Here is a 23,526-nt window from a genome sequence, read left to right as displayed (position 1 = left end):
ATAAAAATAAAATTATTAATTTAAAATTTATATTTTAGCAAAGAACGAGATTTGAACTCGTAACCTCAACTTTGGCAAAGTTGTACTCTAACCTTTGAGCTACCCTTGCTTTGTTTGCGAATCAGGGAATCGAACCCTGCTTGTCGGATTATGATTCCGAAGCTTTAACCGCTAAGCTAATTCGCTAAAATTTTAATAAAAACAATGAATATAATTAATAAAAAAATAATAAATAACAGATACTACATAACGGATAAATATTCGGCCGGTATAGTTCTAATGGGGTGGGAGGTTAAAAATTTAAAAATTTACAACTCTATAGAAATTAAAAATAGTTATATAATAAATATAAAAAATGAAATTTTTTTAAAAAATAGTATAATAAATGAAAATAAAAAAAATAATAATAATGATATTAAAAGAAATAGAAAGCTTTTATTAAAAAGAAGAGAAATAAAAATTATATTAAATAAAATTAAAAATTTTAAAATAGTTCCATTTAATATATTTTTAAAAAAAAATATAATTAAAATAAATATTGTTATTATAATAAAAAAAATAAATTTTTAAAATGTTAAGAAAGATAAAAAAAAATAAATTTATTACAGGAAATAATATTTCCTTTTCTAATAAAAAAACAAAAAGAAGATTTTACATTAATAAAAAAAAATTTAAAACAATATTCATAAAAAAAAATAAATTAATAAAAAAAATATAATGAAAAAAAAAAAAAATATATCTAAGTTTTTATCTAAATCATCTAAATGTTTTTATATTAAAAAGAGATCCAAAAAATCTAATAAAAAAATACAGATAAAAAAATTTGATTTTTTAAAAAAAAAACATTTAATGCATTTTGAAAAAATATAATAATATAAATTGATTTAATCAATTATTTTAATAATTTTTTTATAATAAGATAATTCTATATTATTTAATTCAAAATAGTTTAACAAGTTTATATAAATGTCAGATTTAACAAGAGCCACACCCCTGACCGCGTCAAGTATTCAAAAACTTAACTCCATATCCACACCCGACATGTTCAGGTTAGTTATGTAGGACATTGCTGGCGGATTATCTAATATTCTTTCAACATTTTTTAAAGATTCTATTAAAAGTTTTAAAGCTAATTTAAAATCATTATTATAAGATATTTGAATAGCTATTCTTAAATTACCTTTGGAAAAATACAATGATTGATTCTGTGTAACTTCATTTAAAATTTTCTCATTGGGAATTAAAATTTCACTACAGTCTAAATTTCTTAAGATAGTATATCTGTTATTAACTTGCGTTATCACGCCCTGATAACCGTTCACGCTTATAGCGTCTCCAATTTTAAAGTTTTTATCAAAAAGTATAACTAAACTTGAAATATAATTGTTAATTAATTTTTGAATACTTACACTTAAACCAATGCCCGCGGAAGCTCCTAATAAACTTAAAATTAAATTATTTAATTTCATAAAAGAAAAACCTCATAACAAAAATACAAAAAAAAAAATTAAAATAAATATTTTAAAAAATAATATTTTATAATTTAAACTTAAATATTTTATTTTTTTAAATAAAATATTAAAAAAAAAGCTATTATAAATATTTATAAATAATGTGAAAAATATTCAAAAAATAGAAAATAAAAAAGATATTAAATTTAATTTTTCGTTACCTATATTAAAATATATATTTTTTATTAAAAAAAAAATATTTTTTTTTATTTCAGATAAAATATAAATTAATAAAAAAAAAAATATATTAAAAAAACAATATCTATAAATTTTTATTTTTTTATATAAATTATAATATTTATTCCTCAAAAAAAAAATAAAAAAATAAAAAATAATAAAAAAAATAAAAAATAAATTATTAATATTTTTTATTTTAAATATTACTTTTAATAAATAAAAAAATATTTTTTTAAAAAAAAAAAAATATTTTATTTTTATTATGTTTCACAATTCAATAATTAACATATTTAAAATAAATTATAATAAAAATATTTATAAAAAAAATTTTGAAAAAAATATAAAAAAATATTGAAAAACTTCTTATGTAAAAAAAAATAAAACTAAATTCATAATACATGATGGTCCACCATACGCCAACGGTGGGGCTCATATGGGGCATATTGTTAATAAAATTTTAAAGGACATAGTATTAAAAAGTAAAACTCTATTTGGGTATAAAACGCCATACATCATGGGGTGGGACTGTTTTGGGTTACCGATTGAAATAAAATTAGAAAAGAAAAGAAAAAAAATTAATAATAATAATTATATAAAATCGAATAATTTATTAAAAAAATATGTAAATTTTAATATAAATTTACAAAAAAAAATATTTAAAAATTTAGGATTAATTAATGAAAAAAAATATTATAAAACTATGGATTATATAAATATTTCAGAAGAATTAAAAATAATAAATAATTTTATAAAAAAAAAATATATTTATAAAGATACTATACCTATATATTGATGTTTTAATTGTCTATCAACTTTATCTGAGTATGAGATTAATTATAAAATAAAAAAAGATTTAACTGTATTTATAATTTTTTTATTTATAAAATTAAAAAAAATATTAAAATTATTTAATTTAAAAAAAAAATATATTATAGGTGGAATTTTAATATGAACAACAACTCCCTGGACAATTTTATCAAATCAGTTATTATCTTTAAATAATGAGTTTATATACATATTAATAAATACAATAAAGGGTTTTTTTATATCTAATTATAAATATATTAAAAAATATAAATTTAAATTATATATCGTTAATATAATTATTGGTTTTAATTTAAAGAATTTAAACTTTCTGAATCCTTTATTTTGTTTACATGATACAGAAAATAGAAAATCTAAATTAAATTTTAATTTAAACGTAAAAAATAAAGGGACTGGCATAATACACCTATCCCCAACAAACGGTTTTGATGATTTTGTTATATTTAGTGGAACAAAAAATAAGAAAAGGGTTTTAATAAATATTATATCAAATAAAGGTTTTTTTTATAAAAAAATATTTAAATATAAAAATTTAGAAGAAATTAATAAAATTATAATAAATTTTTTAATAAAAAATAATAAAATTTTTAATATAAATATTATAAATCATAAATATATGTATTGTTGAAGGCATAATAAACCGGTAATATATAAAATTGTAAATCAATGATTTATAAAAAAGATTTTAATAAATTTTAAAAAAATAAAATTTTTTCCAAAAAAAAATAAACAAATTTTTAAAAAAACTATAAATACAAAAGATTGAAATATTTCTAAAAAAAGAAAATGAGGAACACCCCTTACTTTTTTATACCATAAAAATAATTTTAAAAAAAATATAAAAATTATTAAATTTATAAAAATAATTTCAAATTATATAAAAATCTATGGAAGTAAAATATGATATATATTAAACTTAAAAGACATATATAAAAATAAAAATATATATTTTAAAAAAATAGAAGAAACTATAGATGTTTGATTTAATTCTGGATGTACAAATTGAAATATATTAAGAAAAAAATATAAAAAGTTTTTAAATTTTCCAGCAGACATGTTTTTAGAGGGGCAGGATCAATACAGGGGGTGATTTCAATCTTCAATCTTGATATCAATAATGCTTAATAAAGAAAAACCATATAAAAATTTAATTGTTCATGGTTTTGTAATAAATTTTAATAAGGAAAAAATAAGCAAATCTTTAAAAAATTATAAAAGCTATAAAAATTTAACTAATTATTTAGAACAAGATGTTATTAGAATATGGATTTGTAGTTCTGATTATTATAAGAATTTAATTATATCAAAAGAAAGTGTTGAAGAGAGTATTTTAACAAATAATAAAATAAAAAATTTTATAAAATTTATTCTTTCAAACATTATTGATATGAAAAAAAAAAAAATAAAATATAAATATATATTGATTTATATTTTAAAAAGATATTATAGAAAAATAATAAAAAGTTATAAGTACTATAACTTTAAAAAAGCATTTAAAAAAGTTAAAAATTTTATAAAATATTTTAATGAAAAAATTTATTTTTTGAAAGATTGTCTTTATTTGGAGAATGTAAATTCTGAAAAAAGAAAAAATATTCAATTATTATTTTATTTAATTTTAAAAAATTTTATAAAAATAATATTCCCTATAAACTGTTATTTATCTGAATATTCTTGAAATAAAATTTATTACAATAAAATTTTAATGATAAATAATTTTTTTTTTTATTATAAAAAAAAAATTAATAAATTAGAAGAAAAATTTTATAAAATATTCGAAAAAATAAAAAATAAAAAAAATATAAATTTAAATGAAAATGTTAAGATATTTTTTTATTATAATAAATATAAAAATATAAAATTTTTAAAAAATATTTTTTTATATTTAAAAATATCAAAAAATTTAAAGAAGATGGTGAGGGGGGTTTTAATAAAAATTTTAAAAAAAAAAAAATGTATAAGATGTAAATATAAAATAATTAAAAAAAATAAAAAAAATATTTTATGCAAAAAATGTTTTTTAATTATATTCAAACAAAAAATAGAGCCGATTTAGCTTATTTGGTAAAGCAATTGATTTGTAATCAAAAGATGGTAGGTTCAAATCCTATAATCGGTATTGTTTTTTTAAAAAAAAACCATATTTTATTAATATTTTTTTTTTTAAAAAAATATTTTTTTTATTTTTTTTAATTTTATAATATTTGATATTTTGAGTGTTAAGAAAGCAGTGTATAATATTGTAAAACATTAAAAATGTTATTTTCAATTTATTTGTTTTACTATTTCTATTTATAAAAGAATAAGATAAAAAAATATAACTTTTTTTATAATAATTAAAAGTTAGACAATCCGTTATATTATTTTTAAATTTATATTTTTTATTTATTAAATAAATATCAAATAAATTAACAAAATTTATAAATATTAATATTTTTTTAAAAACACTAACATTTAATAATTTTAAAAATAATTTTTTATAAAATATATTTTTTAAATTGTTATTATTAAAAAAAAGCATTATTTATTTAAAAAATTAATCTTTAATGAATACTTGAAAAAAAATAATTATTTATTTTTTTAAAAAATTTTAATCTTAATAAAATATTTATTTTAATATATTTAAATCTATATATAAATAAAATAATTCTTCCGCAATAATAAATAAAATATAATTTATTGCTTAATAAAAAAATATTTTTTAATATACAAAAAAATATTTTATTTATAATTAACTTATTTATATAATAAATATTATTTTTTAATTTTAAGTTTAATTTTAAGATTCTTTTTTTTTTTAAAATTAATTTTAAATTATTAAAAAAAAAAATTGAATTAGTATATGATCTTTTATTATAAATAAATACATAACTTTTGTCGAATAGAATTTTTTCTATAGAAATTAAAGTTTTATTAAAAAATTTATTATTTTCATCAGGAAAGCATATAATTATATCTGTATTAAAATTAAATAAAGGTAAAAATTTTTTTATATAATAAATTAATTTTTTATAAAAATTAAATTTATAATTTCTATTCATAATAGTTAAAATATAATTAGAGGCTGATTGCAAAGGCAAATGTAAATTATCTATTTTTTTATAAAATTTTAAATTCAAAATTAAATACTTAAAATTTGAAGTAATATAATAAAATTTATAATTATTAAATATTTCATAAGATATTTCTAATAATAAATAAAAATTTATAAGTTTATCTTTTAAAAAATATTTATAAGAATTAACATTTTGACCTAAAAAATAAATTTCTTTGATATTTAAACTTAATATAAAAATATCTTTTAATATTTTTAAAATATTAAAATATATTTCTCTTCCTCTAGCATATGGTATGATACAATAAGAGCAATATTTATTGCACCCCTCCATTATAATTATATTTAAATTATTTTTTATAAAATTTAAATTTTTAAATTTATTATAATAATTAATAAAAATAATTTGTTTGCATTTATAAAAATAGTACATATATATTAAATCTAATAAATAAAAAATAGAATTAGAATTTAATATTATATTAATATAATGTTTTAAAATAAAAATATTAAAAAATATATTTGAAGAACAACCTGTTAAAATATTTAAAAATTTAAAATATTTATTTTTTTTTAAAAAAAAAAATATTTTTTTTTGACAAAATTCCCTTACAGAACATGTGTTTATTACTAAAATTTCGAAACTTAAATTTTTTATAAAAAAAAATTTTTTTTTTAAAATTTTTATTAATTTATTTGAATCATAATTATTTATTTGACAACCAAAAGTTTTTATAAAAAATTTCATAAAATGAAATATAATAAAAAATTAATAAAAATAATTTTATTACATGAGAATAAAAACTATAATTTAATTAAAATTTATAAAAATAAAATAAAAAATTTATTTGTAATAAATAAAGTTAAATTTTTTTTTATAAATAAAATAATATACAATTTTAATAAATTTATAAAAAAAAAAATTAACAAATTTAAAATAATTCCATTATTAATATGAAAATCTTTTCATATTAAATCTATAAAAAAAATATTAAAAAATTTATTAAAAATAAATAAAAATTTAAAAATAAAATTATTTAAAAACTTGGGAAATCTTAAAAATTTTAAAAAAATAATAAATTAAATAATTAAAATTTTAAAAACATAAAAAAATTTATCAAATTTATAAAATTTAAAAAATTATTTAAAATTAAATATTTTGGGTATTTAAAAAATAAAAAATTATTATATATTTTTAATTTTGAAATATCATAAAAATTAAAAAAAAAAAAATGCTCTGAATAAAAATTAGAAATTTCACATAAAAAAATATAATAAATATCAAAATTAAAAATCAAATAATCAATAAAATAAAAAATATTATTATTTATCATATAATAAATAATAGTTTTATTTAAAAAACATTTAGAAAATTTAAATATATTTATATTATTTAAATATGTTATAAAAATTATATTAGATAAATTTATTCTATAAGTTAAAAAAAAATTTAAAATATTTAAAGATGATATTGATGTTGTGATACCAGTTATTATAAAAAAGAAATATCTAAAAGATTTTATATTGATTATTTCACAGTTTATTCTTCCATAAAAATTAATATCTCCGGACTTAAAACGAGAAATTATTAAAAACTTTTTTAAAGATAATTTATATTTTAAATAAAAAGTTTTCTTAAATATTGATTTTTGATTAAATTTTTTTCCTATAATTATTTTTTTTGAAAATAAAGGCAAAAAATTTAAAAAATTTATATTTAAAATAGAATCATAAAATATAATTTTTGAAATAAAAAAAATATTAATAAACTTAAATAAGATATAATTTAAGTAATTTAAACCTAAACCTATTATAAATATTATAAAATATTTTATAAATGTAAACCGCACTCCTTTTTGCTACTATTAAAAGACTCCCACCACCACCTTCCGGTTCTTATGTTTTCTTCTATAAAAACCTTTCTAGTGCATGGCTCACACCCTAAACTTGAGTAGCCGTAATTATAAATATAGTTTGTTTTAATATTAAACTTTTCTATAAAATAAAAAATATCTTTATAATCTCAAAAATATAATAAATTATATTTTATAATTTTTCTAGAATTATCAAAATTTAAATTTAAATTATCAACCCCACCCCTACTGTACCTTTGCCCAGTGATTATGATATCAAAATTGTAAATTATTTTATTGTATATTTCTATTTTTCTTATAAGACAACAAATTTTTCTTAATATTATATTATTATAAAATGAATTTAAATTATATTTTTTAATATATTTATTAATTAAAAATAAATTAGGAAAAAACGTATTTATTTTTATACTATATTTTTTTTTAATTTTATTTATAAAATTTATAAAATTTAAAAAAATTTTACCAGTATTTAAAAAAAAAATATCTATATTAGAAATTTTTTTTAAATAGAAAAAATACAATATAAATAAATCCTCAAAACTTAAACTATTTGAAAAAATTATTTTTTTAAAATTAAATATTATATATTCAATTCTAAAATTAAAATTTAAAATTTTTAAAAAAAATGGATTAAAATCAGAAAAATATTTTTTTTTCATAAAAATTAAAAATATAAATTATTTTTTTTTAAAAATATATTTTTATTAATTATAAAATAAAAATTATTAAAAAAATTTATATAATTTATTTGATATAAATTCAAATAACCAATTATAAAAATTTTATATTTTAAAAAATATGTATTTATTATTATATTTAAAATGCTAAAAAAAAAAAAATTATTAAAAGTGTTAAAAAATAAAAAAATAATTTTATTATTTTTTATTAAAAAATTTTTTTTTAAAAAATTTATATTTATTCAAAAATACTTATTTAATGAATCAAAAAAATAAAATATAAAAAAATTAAAAAATTTTTTTAAAAAATAATAATTTAAATTTCAAAAAAACTTAAATTTTAAAGTATAAAACATTTTTAGATTTTTTATACTTTAAAATTTAAGTTTTTTTGAAAATTAAAAAAATAATAATAATTATTAAAAAAAATTTTTTTTTCTTTTATTAAAATATTTTTTAAAATTTTAATTAAATAAAAAATGGATTTAAAATATATAAAAGAAGATAAAAAATTTTTAGAAAAAATTAAATTATTATATTCACTTATATTATTATTTAAAAATAATTGATAAAAGTCACTATTGTATTTATTAACACCTAAAAAACCAATATTTCCAATATGGTGGTGTCCACATGAGTTCGTGCAACCTGAAATATTTAAATAAATTTTAGACACCATATTCAAAGTGTTAAAATCTACAAATACTGATTGTACTATTTTAGATATCGATATTGATTTTGCGTTAGCAAGAACGCAATAATCTTTTCCTGGACATGAAATTATATCCGTTAAAAAATTATAATTAAATATGTTAAAAAAATACTTTTTTATTTTTAAATAAATATTATATATATTTAAATAATTTAAAAAAACAACATTTTGTCTATTTAAAATTTTTAAATTTTTAAAATTTTTAAAAAATAAATATAAAATCTTATTTTGAAAAAAATTAATATCCCCTGGTGATTTATTGTTATTTTTAATTGGTATAAAAATAAAATTAAATTTATAGCTTGACTTTATTCAATTTAAAAAAAAAAAATTAAAAATAATTTTTTTTAAAAAATTATTATTTTCAAAAATAAAATTTTTTAAAAAGAAAAAATTAATTTCTTTTTCATTGATAATAAATATAATTTTATTTGAATAATTAAATTCTTTATTTAGAAAATTAATATAAGAAATAACACCTAAAGATTTAATTAAAATTTTTATTCTAGATTTATATATATTATTTCTAAAACCATAAATATTATAAATTCTTATTAATTTATCAGAATAATTTAAAATATTTTTTCAATGTAAATTAATTAATATATATAAACCCATTAAAGGTGTACGCCCGAGCCCACCCCCAATAATTATGTTAAAAATAATTTTATTTAAAGAATTTTTTTTTATAAAAAAACCTAAATCATGAATTTTTAAAAAAATATCATCTTTTTTTTGATTTAATATAGCAATTTTAAATTTTCTTGGTAAAAATAAAAATTCAAAATTTAAATTAAACCATTGTCTTATTAATTCACTCCAACAATTAATAATTAATAAATTTTTATTTGAAGATGTTATATTTCTAATACAGTTCCCCGAAGTTTGATTAGAATGTAAAAAAGAAAAATTTAATTTTTTTAAAAATTCAAATAAATTTAATAGTTTAATTCAATTTAATTGAATATTAGTTCTTGTTGTAAAATGAAAATATTTTTTATCATAAAAAATAGAAAGATAAGATAAATTAATAAGTTGATCAAAATTTAAAATTCCACAATGTATTGCAATTCTATGCATATATGATAAATTTTGTCTATATAAACCTTGATGTAGCCTTAAAATTTTAAATTCATTTTCATTATAAAAACCTGTAATATAATTTATTAAATTTTTATTAAAAATATTAAATGAATTAATTATAATAAATTTATAATAAAAATTATAATAATGCATAAAACAAAAATAAAACAAAAATTAAGTAAACACTTTAAAATTTAAAAATTTTAATAAAAAATTTATAAATAAGAATATAAAAAATAAATTTATTAATTAATTATATGAAAAAAACTATTAAAAATATATTATGAAAAAAAAATAAAAACCTAATAACCAGATTTGCACCCGAATTAAACTGGAATTTACATATAGGTCATTTAAAAAATATTATAATAAATTCTCAAAATTCTAAAATTTATAACGGTTTTACAAACATACGTATTGATGACACTAATAGTAAAAAGAATAAAATTGTTTATTTAAATAATTTAAAAAAAAATTTAAAATGGTTTATTAAAAATAATGATAAAAATATAAATAAAAATATTTTATATACAAGTAAATATTTTTATAAATTATACCAATATAAAGAAATATTTATAAAAAAAAAAATAAAATTAAAAATATTAAATAAAAATAATTTAAAAATAATAAGAAAATTTAGAAAAGGTTTTTATAAAGAAAAAAAAAAAATAATAAAAATATTAAAAAATAAAAAAATATATAGAATCATATATAGTAAACATTATAAATTAAAGTATAACTGATTTATATATCCTAGTTATGATTATTCACATAACATTTCAGATAAAATAGAAAATATAATATATTCAATATGTACAAAAGAGTTTAAAAAAAATAAATCAATATATAATATAATAATAAATTTATTTTTTAATAATAAAAAAAAAACAAATCAAATAGAAGTTAAAGTTTTTATATTAAAAAATAACGTATTAAGTAAATCAATATTAAAAAAAATAATTAAAAATAAATATATAAAAAATTCAAAAGATATAAAAGTAAAAACATTAAATAGTTTTATTAAAAATAATATAAAATTTAATCATATAGAATTAATATTAAAAAATAATTTAAAGTTAAAATTAATAAAAAAAAAAAATAAAAAGAAATATAAAATTATAAAAATTAAAAATATTTCAAAAAAAAAAATTAAAAAAATAAAAAAAAATTTAATATTAACAAGAAATATAATAATAAAAAAAAAAAATAAAATTTTTAAAAAAATTTTTTTATTAAAAGAAACAAATTACAAATTAATTTATTATAAAAAAAAATGATTCATAAAATATGAAAACAAAAATAAAAAAAAAATTAAAAATAAAAATATAAAATGAATTAGTAAATATTTTAAAAATGAATTTATAAAAATTTTATTAAAAAATTTATTTAAAAATAATTTAAAAATTAATTCTAATAGTGAAAAAATAAAAATAATAAATAAAAAAAAAAATAATAAAAAAATAAGCAAAGATAAAAATAAAAAAATTAAAAAAAATAAAATTAAATTAAAATCTTCCCTATACGATTTGAACGTATAAACCTGTGGCTTAGAAGGCCACTGCTCTATCCTTTTGAGCTAAGGGAAGATTTAAATTTAAAAAAAATTCTTTTTTTTTTATAATTAAAACCTTTAATTATAATCTTTTTATAATCATTAATTTTTAAAAATTTAAATATATTTTTACCACTTCAATTATTTGTAAATGCTATCATATTTTTAGCAAAAATAACATATATGTTATTTGTAGTTATTTTAAATATTCTAGCATATTTTAAAAAACCATTTAAATAGTGAATTTTTTTTTGAATATTTAAAAATTGTTTAATACCAAGAAAAATTCTATTTTTAATTTTATCAATTTTTAAAACTACAGCAATAATCGATTGATTAATTTTAAAAAAACTATTTAAAAATCTATATTTACCTCAAACAATATTTCTAGAATATATTATACAATCAATATAACCTGTATCTATAATAGCGCAATAACTTCTTATTGTTTTAACAACACCTTTTAAAATATCACCAATTCTTATATTATTAAAAAAAATTTTTCTTTTTATATTAATAACCCTTTCAATTAAAGTTTTTCTAGATAAAACAATATTTTTTTTTAATCTATCAAAATTAATTATAGAAAAATATAAATATTTATCAAGATAATAAAAAATATTTAATATTTTTTTATCAGAACAAGAATGGGGAAGAAAACATTTAAATCCATCTATAAGAACATTGTAACCTCCTTTTATTTTTTTAAATAAAACACCTTTTAATATGTTATTTTTAACTTTATATAAAATTTTAAAAATTTTATTTCAAAAAATAAAATTTAAAAATTTTATTCTAGAAGATATTATTCTATTAAAATTATTTTCTGAATTAATTAAAAAAATTTCAACATAATCACCCTTTTTAACACTTAAAGTTTCTTCACTTGTAAATTCTTTTTTTTTTATAGAGAATTCTGACTTTAAATTTCCGTCAAGTATGATAAACTTCTTTTTTATGTCTAAAACTTTAGCTATAAAAATTTTTTTTTTATATAAATTTTTAATAAGAGGTTTATTTTTTAAAAAATTTAAAAAATTTAAATGATTTTTAATAACCATCATGAGTAAAAATAATATTTTAAAAAAGTTTTTTTAAAAATTTCAGGTAAAATATTAAAAATAAAAAATATAAAAAATTTTACTATTTTAAAAATAAAAAATATAAAAATTTTAAATATTAAGGTAAAAAAAAATATAAAAAATATAAAAAATTTAAAGATTGGAATAATAATAAAATTGAAAAGTAAAATAAAAAAAATAAAATGAATATTTATTAAAATTTTATCAAAAAAATTATAAAATAGATACAATAATATTGCAATTTATATTATATAATTGACAAGATAAAATATAACTTAATTTTAGCGAACTTATTTCAAAAAAAGAAAAACCTTCATTAATAAAAACAGAGCATGATAAACATTTTCCAAAACCCCCACAATTGTTATCTATATTGATATTGTTTTTTATTAAAAATTCACATAAATTCTCTTTATATAACTTTTTAAATTTTAAAATTTTACCATATTTGCAAATTTTTTTATTAGGCAAAATTATTATTTTCATATTTATTTATAAAAAATAAATTATATAACTGTTCTTATAAATACAAAATTGTAAATTTATAATATTTTCAACCAAAACGGAACAATGAAATTTTAAAATAGGTAAATTTAATTTGTTGGAAATATGAAAATTTTTCAAATAAAAAATTTGATAATAAAATTTATTAAATATGTAATAAAAAACTAAAGAAACAGAAGAAATAGCTGACCCACACCCGTATATTTTATATTTCAATTTAAAAATAAAAATATTAAAATAATTGTAAAGAATTTGCAAATATATGATATCACCACAAGAGTAACTGCCAATATAGTTACTACCTAGATTGTTTGAATTATTAGAGAATAAGTTTAAATTTTTATAGAAATTATATTTAAATAAAAATAAAATTTTATTATTATAAGACATTTTTTATATAATTAAAAATGGTGAAAGTTTTCTTAATTTATAAATATTAAAATATAAAAATTTTAAAGAAAAGTAAATATCGGTTAATTTATTAAAACGACCAAATGTAAATCTAATAGAGCTATTTATAAAATTAGAATTTTTTAAAAATCTAAGTACATGTGAGGATTCTAAAGAATTGGAAGAGCATGCTGAACCCGTTGATAAAGATATATTATTTATAGATATTATTAAAGATTCACCTTCAATAAAATTAAAACTAATATTTAAATTTTGAGGAATTCTATATTTTATATCGCCATTTATATATATAGAATCTATTTTTAAAAGCTCTATTAAAAAAATATTTCTTAAATTTCTAATTTTTAAATTTTCAAAAAAAATTAATTTTTTTATCAAACTAATACATCCGTAAAAACCGACAATCGAAGATGTTTGAATTGTACCGGATCTTAAATTATTTTCCTGCCCACCCCCATGAAAAATAGGTTTAAAATATATATTTGATTTTCTTCTAATATATAATATTGAGACGCCTTTAGGTCCATACATTTTATGGGATGATATGGAAGCCATATCAATTTTTATGTCTTCGAAATTAAATAAAATTTTACCTATAGCTTGTGAACAATCTATATGTATAACAATTTTATTTAATTTACAAAATTTAGATAAAAATAAAACATTTTGAAAAATACCTATTTCATTATTTATATAAGATACAGTTAAAAGTATTATTTTTTCTTTTAAAAAATTATTTAAGTTATTTAAATCTATCAATCCATTGTTTTTTAATTTTAAATAAATAATATTAAAACCCTCCATTAAAAGATAATTTAGTGATTTTAATATAGATTTATGCTCAGTTTTAATACTTAAAATGTATTTACTTTTATTTTTATAGAATAAAGAATACCCTTTAACGGCTAAGTTGTTTGATTCTGTTGAACCCGAACATCAAATTATTTCTCTAGAATCACAATTTAAAAATTTTGAAATATTTCTTCTGCAATTTTCAACAATATTATAAGATGTTCAACCAAAAACATGATTTTTAGAGCTGTAATTTCCAAATTTATAATAAAAATAAGGAATAATTTTTTCTAAAATTCTAGGATCTAATGGTGTTGTTGAACTATAATCAATATATATTGGAAATAATATATATAAAAAAAACATAATAATTGCGACTGTAACTCATTGGATAGAGTTTTTGGTTACGAACCAGGATGTAACAGGTTCAAATCCTGTCAGTCGCAGATGAAGGTGTGGCAGAGAGGCTTATTGCGTTTGACTTGAAATCAAAAATGTTTTTAAAAACATCGTAGGTTCGAATCCTACCGTCTTCTAATATGATATAAAATAGCGAAGGTAGGATTCGAACCTACGATATTCGGGTTATGAGCCCGATGAGTTCACCTACTACTCCACCTCGCGATGTTTTAAAATATAAAATTTGGAGTTTTTGAAAAAAAACAATTATAAGAGTTACTTTTAGATAAAATAGAGATATATTTAAAATTATTAATTCCTAAAATTACAATTAAAAATCTATCTAAACCAAAAGCCACACCCCCATGTATTGGGGGTGCATATTTTAAAGAATTTATAAAGAATTTAAAATTATAAGACAATTCAAAAATATTAATAGATATTAAAAGTGATTTTTTTTGTAAAAAACTTTTATCATTTCTTATTGAGCCGCCCCCCACCTCGAGGCTGTTTATTGTGAGGTCATAAGATTTTGTATTACAAACTGTCGGTTTAAAATCTAAGAAAATATTATCAAAACTTAATAATTTTGAAAATAAATTACAATTAAATATATATTTATTGTAACAAAATTTAAATAATAAAAAATTTATAATTCAAATAAAAAAAAAATTAAAATTAATAAAATTATTAATTAAAAAAAATTTAAAAAATAAAATTTTTTTAAAATTAAATTTTTTATTTAAATTAAAAATAATATTTATATTTTTTAAATTAAAATAACTAAAAATTTCAAATAAAAATATTTTTATAAATCATTTTTTAAGAAAAATATTAATATGAAAAAAATTATTAATAATAAATAATAAAAAAAAATTATTAAAAAAAAAACTTAAAAAAAAAGTATAATTTTTAAAGTTTTTTCCTAATAAAAAAAAAAAATTATATAAATTAAAAATATGAAATTCAAATTTAAAAAAAAATATATAATAAAAAAATAATGAAATATAAAAATTTAATTTAAATCTTATATCAGGTTTATCTTTAAAAAAATTCTTTAAACATTGTTTATAAGTAATAATAGAATTCTTAAAATTATTATAATTAAAAATTTTAAAAATAATAAAATTGAATAAAGTTTCAAAAAAAAATACTATATCAATTAAATTTAAAAATGATATTTCACAATCAAGTTGAATAAACTCTACAGATCTGTCGCTTCTATAGTTTTCATCTCTAAAACATTTTGAGAATTGATAATATTTATTAAAACCAAAAATCATTATAAGCTGTTTAAATATTTGAGGAGATTGTGAAAGAGCAAAAAAAATATTTTTTAATCTAAAAGGAACAATAAAAACATTTGAACCTTCTGAAAAAAATCTATTAAGTGTAGGGGTTTCTATATAAAAAAATTTTTCATAATTAAAGAAAAAATTTAAATTATAAAATAAAAAATTTTTAATTTTAATATTATTATGTAAAAAAAAATTTTTTGAAAAATTATTTTTATAATCAAATTTATCAATAAAATAAATATTATTTATAAACCTTTTTTTTAAAAAAAAATTTATATAAGAGAAATTAATTAAAAAAACTTCAATATTACCATTACTTAAAAAATAATTACAATTAAAATAATCTCTTAAAGAAACAACACCAAAAACGCTTAAGCATAGTCCAGTTTTTAAAAATTTAAGATTTTTTTTTTTTTGCAAAACTATTTGAATAACACCAGTTATATCTTTTAAATCCAAAAAAATAAAAAGGTTGTGATGCCTCAAATTTAAAATTCAACCACAAATGTTGACAACTTTATTTAAAAATTTAATATTTAAAATTCCACAATTATCCATTTATAAAAATATCGGGAGCCGGAATTGAACCGGCAAGTCTTTGTAAAAGACGGCAGATTTTCTATCACACTTATTTTTCAAAATGGTGCGCTGGACTATTTCTTTATCAAAATATGTTTTGATATTCTCCGTATAGTCTCTACACCTTCCTTAAAAAGGCTTGGCTCGGTGTTACCTCGTATTTTTTTACAGGGGTTTCGCCGAATTTGAAGAATTCTACTCGCACATCACTATACGGCACCCAAATTTAATCAAGTCTGCTATGTTTACCAATTTCATCATCCCGACAAGGAGATAGCCAAATGGTCAAGGCACTGGTCTTTGAACCCAGGATTGAAGGTTCGAATCCTTCTCTCTTTAAAAATGATGAAAGTGTTGATAGTTAATTTATATAAAAAAAATAATAATAAAAATAAAATAAAAGGAATTATTTATAAAAAAAATTTTAAAAATTTAAGAATAGAATTTAAAAAAAAAAATTATTATTATGATACATTGAAAAAAAATAATATATTGAAAATAATAATAATAAATAAAAGTTTTAAAGTTTTAATAATAGATATTAAAAGGCATCCATATAAAAAAGAAATTATACATATAGATTTTTTAATAAATGATTAAAAAATTATTTAAAATAAAGCCATACAAAAAGGGTTTACAGCCTTTAATTAATAAAAATATAAAATTTAATACTAATGAAAACCCTTACCATCCAGACATAAAAATAATAAAAAATATAATTAAGGAAGTAAAATTTCTAGGAAATAAATTAAAATTTTACCCAGAAGATTCTTCTGAATTAATAAAATATCAAGTTTCAAAATATTATAACATAAAAAAGGGTAGAATTTTCATAGGAAATGGATCTGATGATGTTTTAGCAAATATATTTTTAACATTTTTTAAAAGTAAAAAAATATTATATTTATTAGATATAACATACTCTTTTTATGAAAGTTTTATAAAATTATATAAAATAAACTATAAAATAATAAAATTGAATAAAAATTTTTCAATAAATTTAAAATTTATAAAAAATAATAAAAATAATATTATAATAAACAACCCTAATGCACCTACAGGAAAATTAATAAAATATTTAAAATTAAAGATTATAATTAAAAAAAATAAATCATTAGTTGTTATTGATGAAACATATGTTGATTTTAATAATTTAAGTTTAATAAAATATTTAAATAAAATAAAAAATATAATAATAAACCAAACATTTTCAAAATCAAGGGCGTTAGCCGGTATCAGAGTAGGGTTCGCAATTTGCGGCTCTCATAAATTAATAAAAAAAATGAATATATCAAAAAATAGTTTAAATAGTTATCCTGTAAACATATTATCTCAAATTTCAATAAAAAATATATTTAAAAATAATAATTACTTTAAAAAAATAAAAAAAAAAATAATAAAAAATAAAAATTATTTAATAGAAAAATTAAAAAATTTAAATTTTATTACTATAAATTCTTATACTAATTTTATATTTACAACAAATAAAAAAATAAATGTAAATAAATTAATTAAATTTTTAAATAATAAAAATATTTTTATTAGAAAATTTGAAATACCTAAAATTGAAAATTATTTAAGAATAACAATAGGTAAAACCATAGAATCTAATTTAATGATAAAATTAATAAATAAATTTATAATTAAAAAACTTTAAATAGATAAAAATTAATTTTTTTAAAAAAATCATATCTTAAGCAATAAATTTTATTTTCAAAAAATTTCATTATTAAATTTAAATTAAAAATTGATTCTAAATATATATAAGAGTTTTTTTTTAATACATTTAAACTAAATTTCAAAGAATTAATTAATTTTTTAAATATTATATACGGTGAATCTATAAATATTAAATTATAATATATCTTATTTATATAATTAATATAAAAAAGAGAATTTAAATTCAATATTTTAGAATTTTTTATATTTAATTTAAATTTATTTTTATTTAAAAAATAAAAAAATTTTTTATTTTTTTCTAAAAGAATACACATCTTACAACCTCTCGATGCTGCCTCAAAACCGAGAGCTCCCGTGCAAGCAAAAAGATCAAGACAGTAAAATCCTTTTATATCACCAATTCAATTAAAAAATTTCTTTTTTATATGAAAGGGTGTTGGATTAAAATATTTTATTTTATAAAAATTTATAGGAAAAATTATTTTAGAGTTTTTAAATTTTCCTGAAATTATAAATATAATATTTAAAATTTATAGGTCGTATAGGATTTGAACCTATGACAAACGGATTAAAAGTCCGCTACTCTACCACTGAGCTAACGACCCCAGATTAAAACTTAAAGATAAAATAAAAAAATATATAAAAAAATATAAAATAAAAAATTTAAAAAATAATAAATTTAAAAAATTCTTAAAAATTTATAATAATATAAAAAAATGCAAAAATGATATAAAAGATTTAAAAAAAATTATATCACAAGATAAAGAAATTTATAATCTAGCTACAGAAGAAATAGATTATAAAAAAAAATATATTAAAAATTTAAAAATTTTAATTAAAAAAATATTTAAAAAAAATAAAAAAACAGAAAAAATAATAATGGAGATAAAAATCGGCGTTGGAGGCGAGGAGTCGGCATTTTTTATATCAGATTTAAAAAAAATGTATGAAAAATATTTTGAAAAAATGAAATGAAAGAAGAAAATAATATCTGAAACCACAACAAATATGAAAGCTTGTAAAGAGTCAATAATAATAATAAAAGGTAAAAATATTTATAAAAATTTAAAATATGAATCAGGCGTTCATAGAGTTCAAAGGGAACCAAAAACAGAAAATAAAGGTAAAATACATACCTCAACTTGCAGAGTTGCTGTATATAAAAAAAAAAAAAAAATAAAAAACAAAATTAAAAAGTCTGAATTAAAAATAGAAACATTCAAATCTTCTGGAGCCGGAGGACAACATGTTAATAAAACAAACTCAGCAGTTCGTTTGAGGCATATACCTACAAATATTATTGTAGAATGTCAAAAAGAAAGATCTCAACATAAAAATAAAAAACATGCTTTAAAAGTTATGCAATTAAAAATTAATGAATTTAAAAATATAAAAAAAAATAATAAAAGTAATATTATTAAAAAAAAATTACTAGGAAAAGGCAAAAGAGTTGAAAAAATAAGAACTTATAATTATAAAAATAACACAGTTATAGATCATAGATTTAAAATAAAAATAAAATTAGACATTATTATGAATGGAAAATTAAAAAAACTTATTCAAAAAATAAAAAATGTTATTAAAAAGGGTAATTAATATTAAAAAAATAATAAATACATTTATAAATAAAAAAATAACAAAAAAAATTATAAAAATAATTAAAAAATTAAAAAAAAAATATTTAATAGAAATATATTCAGGAAATAATTATATATCAAAAAGTATAAAAAAATACTTTAAAATCTTCAAAATAATATCAATAGAAATAAATAATTCAATAAAAAGCAAACATAATTTATGAAAAATTATAAAAAAAAACACCAATAAAATAAAAAACATTAAAAAAAATAAATATAATTTAATATTATTAAACCCCCCTTATATAAAATATAAAAATTTAAACTTAAAAAAATAAAAGACAACCTATAAGATCATTAACGGATTTTAAAAATAAAAATATAATAAAAGAAATATTTAAAGTTATAAAAAAGTTGTTAAAAAAAAAATCAAAAATAATAATAGAAAATAAATTTTTTAAAAAATGAAAAAAATAATAATAAATAAGTCTTATAATATAATAAAAAAAATTAAGGCTTGTTTAAATTGTCATAAAATAATAAAAAATAAAATAAAAAATATAATATCAATAAAAATAAAAAAAAATTATAATAGTATTAAAAACTTTAAAATTTATATAAAATATAATATAAATATGAATAATATAACAAAAAATATAAAAAATAAATATATAATTGAAATATGTAAATATTTAAAAAATATACCAAATTTTAAAAATTTAAATAAAATAAAATAAAATGTTAATAAATATATTTATAGAAATATTTATAATATTTTTAATAAAAAATATTAAAAAAAAAAAAATAAAAATAAACATAAAAAAAAATATAAATATAAATAAAGGTAAATATTTAATAAGATTATCTAATTGTTTGTCTTGCCACACTTTAAATGGCGGAAAACCATTTTCGGGCGGAAATATAATAAAAACTGATTTTGGTATAATAAACACGCCAAACATAACATCCGATAAAAAGTGCGGTATAGGAAATTATAATTTAAAAAATTTTATAAATTTAATAAAAAACGGAATATCAAAAAAAAAAAATTTTTTATTTCCAGCTTTTCCTTATATAAATTATAATAAAATAAAAAAAAACGATATATTAAATATTTTTAATTCTATAAAAAAAATACCTAAAGAGGATGTAATAAGTAAAATAAATAAAATAAAATTTCCAATAAAATATAAAAATATAATGGTGGGTTGAAGAGTTTTATTTTTTAAAAAAAAAAATAATAAAAATAAAGAAAAATCAAATATAAAAAGAGGTAAGTATATATCAAAAACTCTAGGCCACTGTGAAATGTGTCATACAAAAATAAACAGAGTTGGTAAAATAAATAAATATTTTAAATATAAAGGCTACAATAAAATAGAAAAATGGTTTACATCTGATATATCAAATAATAAAGGAATTAATAAAAATAATATAAAAGATTTATATAAAATATTGAAAGATGGTATAAATAAAAAAAAGATAATAAATGGACAAATGGTGGAAGTTATAAATAATAGTTTGCAGTATGCAAGCAAAATAGATTTATTATCTATATCAAGATTCATAAAATCTAAAATAAATAAAAAAAAAATATTAAAAATTAATATAAAAAAATACAATAAAAAAGAATATAAGATTAAATATAAAGTTGGAAAAAAAATATATAAAAAAAATTGTAAAAAATGTCATGGAATGTTAAAATTAGGAAATTTTCCAATATATCCAAAAATAATTAAAATTAAAAAAAATTTTAGTTATGAAAATAATTTAAATAATTTATTTAAAAAAGCAAACATAAATAATACATTAAAAAATAAATACTGCTCAATAATGCCAAATTTATGAAATATTAAAAATAAAATAATAATATACTTTATAAGTAATAAAAATTTAAATAAAAGTATTATTTTTAAAAAATACAAAAAGTTTCTTTTTTAGTTTAATAAATTTGTTAAATTTAAAAATTTTTTTTCCTATAATATCAATTTTATTTAAAAATAAAATTTTATCATATTTTAAATAATAATTTTTTATTTTTTTATAAAAAGTTTTAAATTTAGATTTTAAAGATTTTTTATATAATAATCTCTTATCCATTTGATGTATAAAATAAAAAAAAAAAATAAAATATATTATAAAATATACAATAAACTTAAAATAAATAACAAAAAAAAATTAATAATTTCTTTAAGCATGGGTAGTGATTCAAATTTAAATTATAGAGAAATAAAAAAAATGATTAAAAATATAAAAACAATAAATATAAACCATAATTTAAATAAAATAGAAAATAAAATAAAAAAAATAAAAAATAGTAATTTAATAAAAACAAAAATAAAAAAAATTAAAAATATAGAAAAATACTTAAGAGTAAAAAGATATAAAAAAATAAAAAAAATAATTAAAAAAAAAAAAGTAAAAAATATATGAGTATTTCAAAATAAAAATGAGGTTATAGAAAATTTTATAATACAAATAATTTTAAAAAAAAAACTTTTAAAAATAAAAAATAATAAAAATTATATAAATTTAAAAAAAATAAAACCAATGCTAAAAATAAAAAAAAAATACATAAAAAAATTAATTATAAAAAAAAAATATTATTTTTTAGAAGAGAAAGAAAATATAAAATTTAAAAATAAAAGAAATAAAATAAGAATAAACATTATGAATAATTTAAAATTAAATATAAAGAATTTTTCAAAAAATATAATAAAATTTATATATAGAGATGTGACTGAGAGGTTTAAAGTATTCCCCTGCTAAGGGAAAATTCAGAAATGAATCGAGGGTTCGAATCCCTCCATCTCTTGGTATTTAAAATTTTTAAAAAATTAAACATATCAAAATATAAATTATTTAATAATATAATATTAAAATTTAAAAAAAAAAAACTTAAATAATAAAGATGTATTGAGTGTCTAGATATATAATTTAAAAAAAAGTAATTAAAAAAACTATTATATATATCATCACAAATTATATATTTTTTAATATAATTAAGGTGTATACGTATTTGATGTATTCTTCCTGAAAAAATCCTACATTTTAAAACAGTTAAATAATAATCAAATATATTAAATGTTTTAAAACTAAAAAATGATGAAATTGATATTTGATTATTATTAAAATTCTTTAAGTTATAAAATTTAAAAAAAAAATAAGTATAAATATTAAAATTCTCCACCCTTCCAAACAAAAAAATAATATAGTTTTTAAATATTAAATTGTAAAAGATTTGAACAATATAATTAATATAAAATGAAAAATTTTTAGAAACAACAATAATCCCGCTTGTATTTCTATCCAACCTATTAACTAAACCCATTCTAAAAATATAAAATATTTTTTTTCCATAATAATACAATAAATTATTTATTAAATAATTATTTAAATATTTTTTTAAATTATGAATAATTAAATTAAAGGGTTTATTTAATATAAAAAAAAAATTATTTTCATAATAAATGGGAATATAATATAAAAAAAAACCTAAAAAGGTTTTATTTGTTATGTTTTTATAAAAAAATATTTTTATAAAAATATTATTAAAATAAAATCCTAAAATAAGATTATAAAAAACTTTATATTTAATATTAATAGAAGAAAAATAAAAAAAGTACTTATATAAAATATAAATTAAATCAAAATTTAAAAAAATTTTTTTAAAAAAAAAAAAAATAAAACTATATTTAAAAAAAATTTTAAAAATATCGCTTGAACTACAAGTGG

Annotated in this window: 27 protein-coding genes, 9 tRNA genes and 1 pseudogene; 18 read left to right on the top strand and 19 right to left on the bottom strand. The window is 14.6% G+C overall.

Features of this window, described 5'->3' with window-relative positions:
* Nucleotides 1-36: 36 nt before the first annotated feature.
* Together MP021_RS00240 and MP021_RS00235 are read right to left on the bottom strand one after the other, a co-directional pair.
* Nucleotides 37-109: transfer RNA gene (locus tag MP021_RS00240), tRNA-Gly, on the bottom strand.
* A 5-nt stretch (nt 110-114) separates the two neighbouring features.
* A tRNA-Ile gene (locus MP021_RS00235) sits at nt 115-186 on the bottom strand.
* Nucleotides 187-204: 18 nt separating this feature from the next.
* Here MP021_RS00235 and MP021_RS00230 point away from each other — a divergent pair.
* From MP021_RS00230 to MP021_RS00220, 3 genes are read left to right on the top strand one after another with little or no spacing between them, the layout of a single operon-like run.
* Nucleotides 205-570, top strand: a complete 366-nt coding sequence (locus MP021_RS00230) for an SsrA-binding protein (protein WP_259286593.1) — start codon at nt 205-207, stop codon at nt 568-570.
* 1 nt (nt 571) lies between these two features.
* On the top strand, nt 572-718 hold the full coding sequence (locus MP021_RS00225; RefSeq protein WP_259286592.1) for a large ribosomal subunit protein bL28: 147 nt from the start codon (nt 572-574) through the stop codon (nt 716-718).
* On the top strand, nt 718-870 hold the full coding sequence (locus MP021_RS00220; protein WP_259286591.1) for a 50S ribosomal protein L33: 153 nt from the start codon (nt 718-720) through the stop codon (nt 868-870). The genes MP021_RS00225 and MP021_RS00220 overlap by 1 nt, the downstream gene beginning before the upstream one ends.
* Before the next feature lie 14 nt (nt 871-884).
* Here the strand turns inward: MP021_RS00220 and MP021_RS00215 are convergent, their stop codons facing one another.
* The gene (locus tag MP021_RS00215; RefSeq protein ID WP_259286590.1) at nt 885-1,976 is read right to left on the bottom strand and encodes a mechanosensitive ion channel family protein; all 1,092 of its coding nucleotides are present in this window, start codon (nt 1,974-1,976) and stop codon (nt 885-887) included.
* Here MP021_RS00215 and MP021_RS00210 point away from each other — a divergent pair.
* Both MP021_RS00210 and MP021_RS00205 read left to right on the top strand, forming a co-directional pair.
* A complete protein-coding gene (locus MP021_RS00210) occupies nt 1,951-4,569 on the top strand; it encodes a class I tRNA ligase family protein (protein WP_259286589.1) in 2,619 nt (872 codons plus the stop codon). The genes MP021_RS00215 and MP021_RS00210 overlap by 26 nt on opposite strands.
* A tRNA-Thr gene (locus MP021_RS00205) sits at nt 4,560-4,632 on the top strand. The genes MP021_RS00210 and MP021_RS00205 overlap by 10 nt, the downstream gene beginning before the upstream one ends.
* On the opposite strand, the gene MP021_RS00200 is transcribed toward MP021_RS00205, so the two are convergent.
* Both MP021_RS00200 and MP021_RS00195 read right to left on the bottom strand, forming a co-directional pair.
* Nucleotides 4,621-5,034 carry an rRNA maturation RNAse YbeY gene (locus MP021_RS00200; RefSeq protein ID WP_259286588.1) on the bottom strand — a complete coding sequence of 138 codons (414 nt, stop codon included), beginning with the start codon at nt 5,032-5,034 and terminating at the stop codon, nt 4,621-4,623. The genes MP021_RS00205 and MP021_RS00200 overlap by 12 nt on opposite strands.
* A 22-nt stretch (nt 5,035-5,056) precedes the next feature.
* Nucleotides 5,057-6,316, bottom strand: coding sequence for a radical SAM protein (locus MP021_RS00195; RefSeq protein WP_259286587.1), 1,260 nt, complete (start codon nt 6,314-6,316; stop codon nt 5,057-5,059).
* A 3-nt stretch (nt 6,317-6,319) separates the two neighbouring features.
* On the opposite strand from MP021_RS00195, the gene MP021_RS00190 reads away from it, so the two are divergent.
* On the top strand, nt 6,320-6,652 hold the full coding sequence (locus MP021_RS00190) for a hypothetical protein (RefSeq protein WP_259286586.1): 333 nt from the start codon (nt 6,320-6,322) through the stop codon (nt 6,650-6,652).
* A gap of 4 nt (nt 6,653-6,656) precedes the next feature.
* On the opposite strand, the gene MP021_RS00185 is transcribed toward MP021_RS00190, so the two are convergent.
* The 4 genes from MP021_RS00185 to MP021_RS00170 are packed head-to-tail and all read right to left on the bottom strand — an operon-like array spanning nt 6,657 to nt 10,070.
* On the bottom strand, nt 6,657-7,418 hold the full coding sequence (locus MP021_RS00185) for a hypothetical protein (RefSeq protein WP_259286585.1): 762 nt from the start codon (nt 7,416-7,418) through the stop codon (nt 6,657-6,659).
* Complete coding sequence (locus tag MP021_RS00180; RefSeq protein ID WP_259286584.1) at nt 7,400-8,104, bottom strand: phosphoadenosine phosphosulfate reductase domain-containing protein; 705 nt, start codon at nt 8,102-8,104, stop codon at nt 7,400-7,402. The genes MP021_RS00185 and MP021_RS00180 overlap by 19 nt, the downstream gene beginning before the upstream one ends.
* 5 nt (nt 8,105-8,109) lie before the next feature.
* Complete coding sequence (locus tag MP021_RS00175; protein ID WP_259286583.1) at nt 8,110-8,478, bottom strand: hypothetical protein; 369 nt, start codon at nt 8,476-8,478, stop codon at nt 8,110-8,112.
* A gap of 11 nt (nt 8,479-8,489) precedes the next feature.
* The gene (locus MP021_RS00170) at nt 8,490-10,070 is read right to left on the bottom strand and encodes a nitrite/sulfite reductase (RefSeq protein WP_259286582.1); all 1,581 of its coding nucleotides are present in this window, start codon (nt 10,068-10,070) and stop codon (nt 8,490-8,492) included.
* Between the two features lie 104 nt (nt 10,071-10,174).
* Between MP021_RS00170 and MP021_RS00165 the strand changes: the two genes are divergently transcribed.
* A complete protein-coding gene (locus MP021_RS00165; RefSeq protein WP_259286581.1) occupies nt 10,175-11,455 on the top strand; it encodes a glutamate--tRNA ligase family protein in 1,281 nt (426 codons plus the stop codon).
* A 25-nt stretch (nt 11,456-11,480) separates the two neighbouring features.
* Here the strand turns inward: MP021_RS00165 and MP021_RS00160 are convergent, their stop codons facing one another.
* From MP021_RS00160 to MP021_RS00150, 4 genes are all read right to left on the bottom strand, one after another.
* Nucleotides 11,481-12,533, bottom strand: coding sequence for a S1 RNA-binding domain-containing protein (locus MP021_RS00160; protein WP_259286580.1), 1,053 nt, complete (start codon nt 12,531-12,533; stop codon nt 11,481-11,483).
* A gap of 231 nt (nt 12,534-12,764) precedes the next feature.
* The gene (locus MP021_RS00155) at nt 12,765-13,037 is read right to left on the bottom strand and encodes a 2Fe-2S iron-sulfur cluster-binding protein (RefSeq protein ID WP_259286579.1); all 273 of its coding nucleotides are present in this window, start codon (nt 13,035-13,037) and stop codon (nt 12,765-12,767) included.
* A 6-nt stretch (nt 13,038-13,043) separates the two neighbouring features.
* Nucleotides 13,044-13,445, bottom strand: a complete 402-nt coding sequence (locus MP021_RS00810; protein ID WP_414646678.1) for an iron-sulfur cluster assembly scaffold protein — start codon at nt 13,443-13,445, stop codon at nt 13,044-13,046.
* 3 nt (nt 13,446-13,448) lie between these two features.
* Nucleotides 13,449-14,624, bottom strand: a complete 1,176-nt coding sequence (locus MP021_RS00150) for an aminotransferase class V-fold PLP-dependent enzyme (protein ID WP_259286578.1) — start codon at nt 14,622-14,624, stop codon at nt 13,449-13,451.
* 7 nt (nt 14,625-14,631) lie between these two features.
* Between MP021_RS00150 and MP021_RS00145 the strand changes: the two genes are divergently transcribed.
* Nucleotides 14,632-14,704 (top strand) — tRNA-Arg (locus tag MP021_RS00145).
* Between the two features lie 3 nt (nt 14,705-14,707).
* Nucleotides 14,708-14,794 (top strand) — tRNA-Ser (locus MP021_RS00140).
* A 14-nt stretch (nt 14,795-14,808) separates the two neighbouring features.
* On the opposite strand, the gene MP021_RS00135 is transcribed toward MP021_RS00140, so the two are convergent.
* Both MP021_RS00135 and MP021_RS00130 read right to left on the bottom strand, forming a co-directional pair.
* A tRNA-Met gene (locus MP021_RS00135) sits at nt 14,809-14,882 on the bottom strand.
* A gap of 5 nt (nt 14,883-14,887) precedes the next feature.
* Nucleotides 14,888-16,513 carry an amino acid--tRNA ligase-related protein gene (locus MP021_RS00130; RefSeq protein WP_259286577.1) on the bottom strand — a complete coding sequence of 542 codons (1,626 nt, stop codon included), beginning with the start codon at nt 16,511-16,513 and terminating at the stop codon, nt 14,888-14,890.
* Nucleotides 16,514-16,801: 288 nt separating this feature from the next.
* Between MP021_RS00130 and MP021_RS00125 the strand changes: the two genes are divergently transcribed.
* The 3 genes from MP021_RS00125 to MP021_RS00115 all read left to right on the top strand — a co-directional run bounded on the left by MP021_RS00125 (nt 16,802) and on the right by MP021_RS00115 (nt 18,191).
* Nucleotides 16,802-16,873: transfer RNA gene (locus MP021_RS00125), tRNA-Gln, on the top strand.
* 3 nt (nt 16,874-16,876) lie between these two features.
* Nucleotides 16,877-17,134, top strand: coding sequence for a 50S ribosomal protein L25 (locus MP021_RS00120; RefSeq protein WP_259286576.1), 258 nt, complete (start codon nt 16,877-16,879; stop codon nt 17,132-17,134).
* Nucleotides 17,127-18,191, top strand: a complete 1,065-nt coding sequence (locus MP021_RS00115; RefSeq protein WP_259286575.1) for an aminotransferase class I/II-fold pyridoxal phosphate-dependent enzyme — start codon at nt 17,127-17,129, stop codon at nt 18,189-18,191. Before MP021_RS00120 ends, MP021_RS00115 begins: the two co-directional genes overlap by 8 nt.
* Here the strand turns inward: MP021_RS00115 and MP021_RS00110 are convergent.
* Both MP021_RS00110 and MP021_RS00105 read right to left on the bottom strand, forming a co-directional pair.
* Nucleotides 18,178-18,723 carry an RsmD family RNA methyltransferase gene (locus MP021_RS00110; RefSeq protein ID WP_259286617.1) on the bottom strand — a complete coding sequence of 182 codons (546 nt, stop codon included), beginning with the start codon at nt 18,721-18,723 and terminating at the stop codon, nt 18,178-18,180. The two genes, MP021_RS00115 and MP021_RS00110, sit on opposite strands and share 14 nt — an antisense overlap.
* 24 nt (nt 18,724-18,747) lie before the next feature.
* A tRNA-Lys gene (locus MP021_RS00105) sits at nt 18,748-18,819 on the bottom strand.
* On the opposite strand from MP021_RS00105, the gene MP021_RS00100 reads away from it, so the two are divergent.
* The 4 genes from MP021_RS00100 (at nt 18,782) to MP021_RS00085 (ending at nt 21,732) form a co-directional block, all read left to right on the top strand.
* On the top strand, nt 18,782-19,810 hold the full coding sequence (locus tag MP021_RS00100) for a PCRF domain-containing protein (protein WP_320412284.1): 1,029 nt from the start codon (nt 18,782-18,784) through the stop codon (nt 19,808-19,810). The two genes, MP021_RS00105 and MP021_RS00100, sit on opposite strands and share 38 nt — an antisense overlap.
* Nucleotides 19,788-20,129 carry a hypothetical protein gene (locus tag MP021_RS00095; protein WP_259286574.1) on the top strand — a complete coding sequence of 114 codons (342 nt, stop codon included), beginning with the start codon at nt 19,788-19,790 and terminating at the stop codon, nt 20,127-20,129. Before MP021_RS00100 ends, MP021_RS00095 begins: the two co-directional genes overlap by 23 nt.
* Nucleotides 20,130-20,255: 126 nt before the next feature.
* Nucleotides 20,256-20,528, top strand: coding sequence for a hypothetical protein (locus MP021_RS00090; protein WP_259286573.1), 273 nt, complete (start codon nt 20,256-20,258; stop codon nt 20,526-20,528).
* A gap of 1 nt (nt 20,529) precedes the next feature.
* The gene (locus MP021_RS00085; RefSeq protein WP_259286572.1) at nt 20,530-21,732 is read left to right on the top strand and encodes a c-type cytochrome; all 1,203 of its coding nucleotides are present in this window, start codon (nt 20,530-20,532) and stop codon (nt 21,730-21,732) included.
* Here the strand turns inward: MP021_RS00085 and MP021_RS00080 are convergent.
* Complete coding sequence (locus tag MP021_RS00080) at nt 21,685-21,891, bottom strand: hypothetical protein (protein WP_259286571.1); 207 nt, start codon at nt 21,889-21,891, stop codon at nt 21,685-21,687. The two genes, MP021_RS00085 and MP021_RS00080, sit on opposite strands and share 48 nt — an antisense overlap.
* 3 nt (nt 21,892-21,894) lie before the next feature.
* On the opposite strand from MP021_RS00080, the gene MP021_RS00075 reads away from it, so the two are divergent.
* Nucleotides 21,895-22,560: a PP-loop family protein gene (locus MP021_RS00075; protein WP_259286570.1), complete on the top strand. Its 666-nt coding sequence runs from the start codon at nt 21,895-21,897 to the stop codon at nt 22,558-22,560.
* Nucleotides 22,522-22,606, top strand: a tRNA-Ser gene (locus tag MP021_RS00070). Before MP021_RS00075 ends, MP021_RS00070 begins: the two co-directional genes overlap by 39 nt.
* A 198-nt stretch (nt 22,607-22,804) precedes the next feature.
* Here MP021_RS00070 and MP021_RS00805 read toward each other — a convergent pair.
* Nucleotides 22,805-23,233 (bottom strand): annotated as a pseudogene (locus MP021_RS00805) (pseudouridine synthase); the annotation flags it as partial.
* Between the last annotated feature and the right edge of the window lie 293 nt (nt 23,234-23,526).

The sequence above is a fragment of the Candidatus Nasuia deltocephalincola genome (assembly GCF_024820135.1).
Note: the sequence above shows the minus strand (reverse complement) of the source record. Positions and strands in the feature narration are given on the sequence as shown.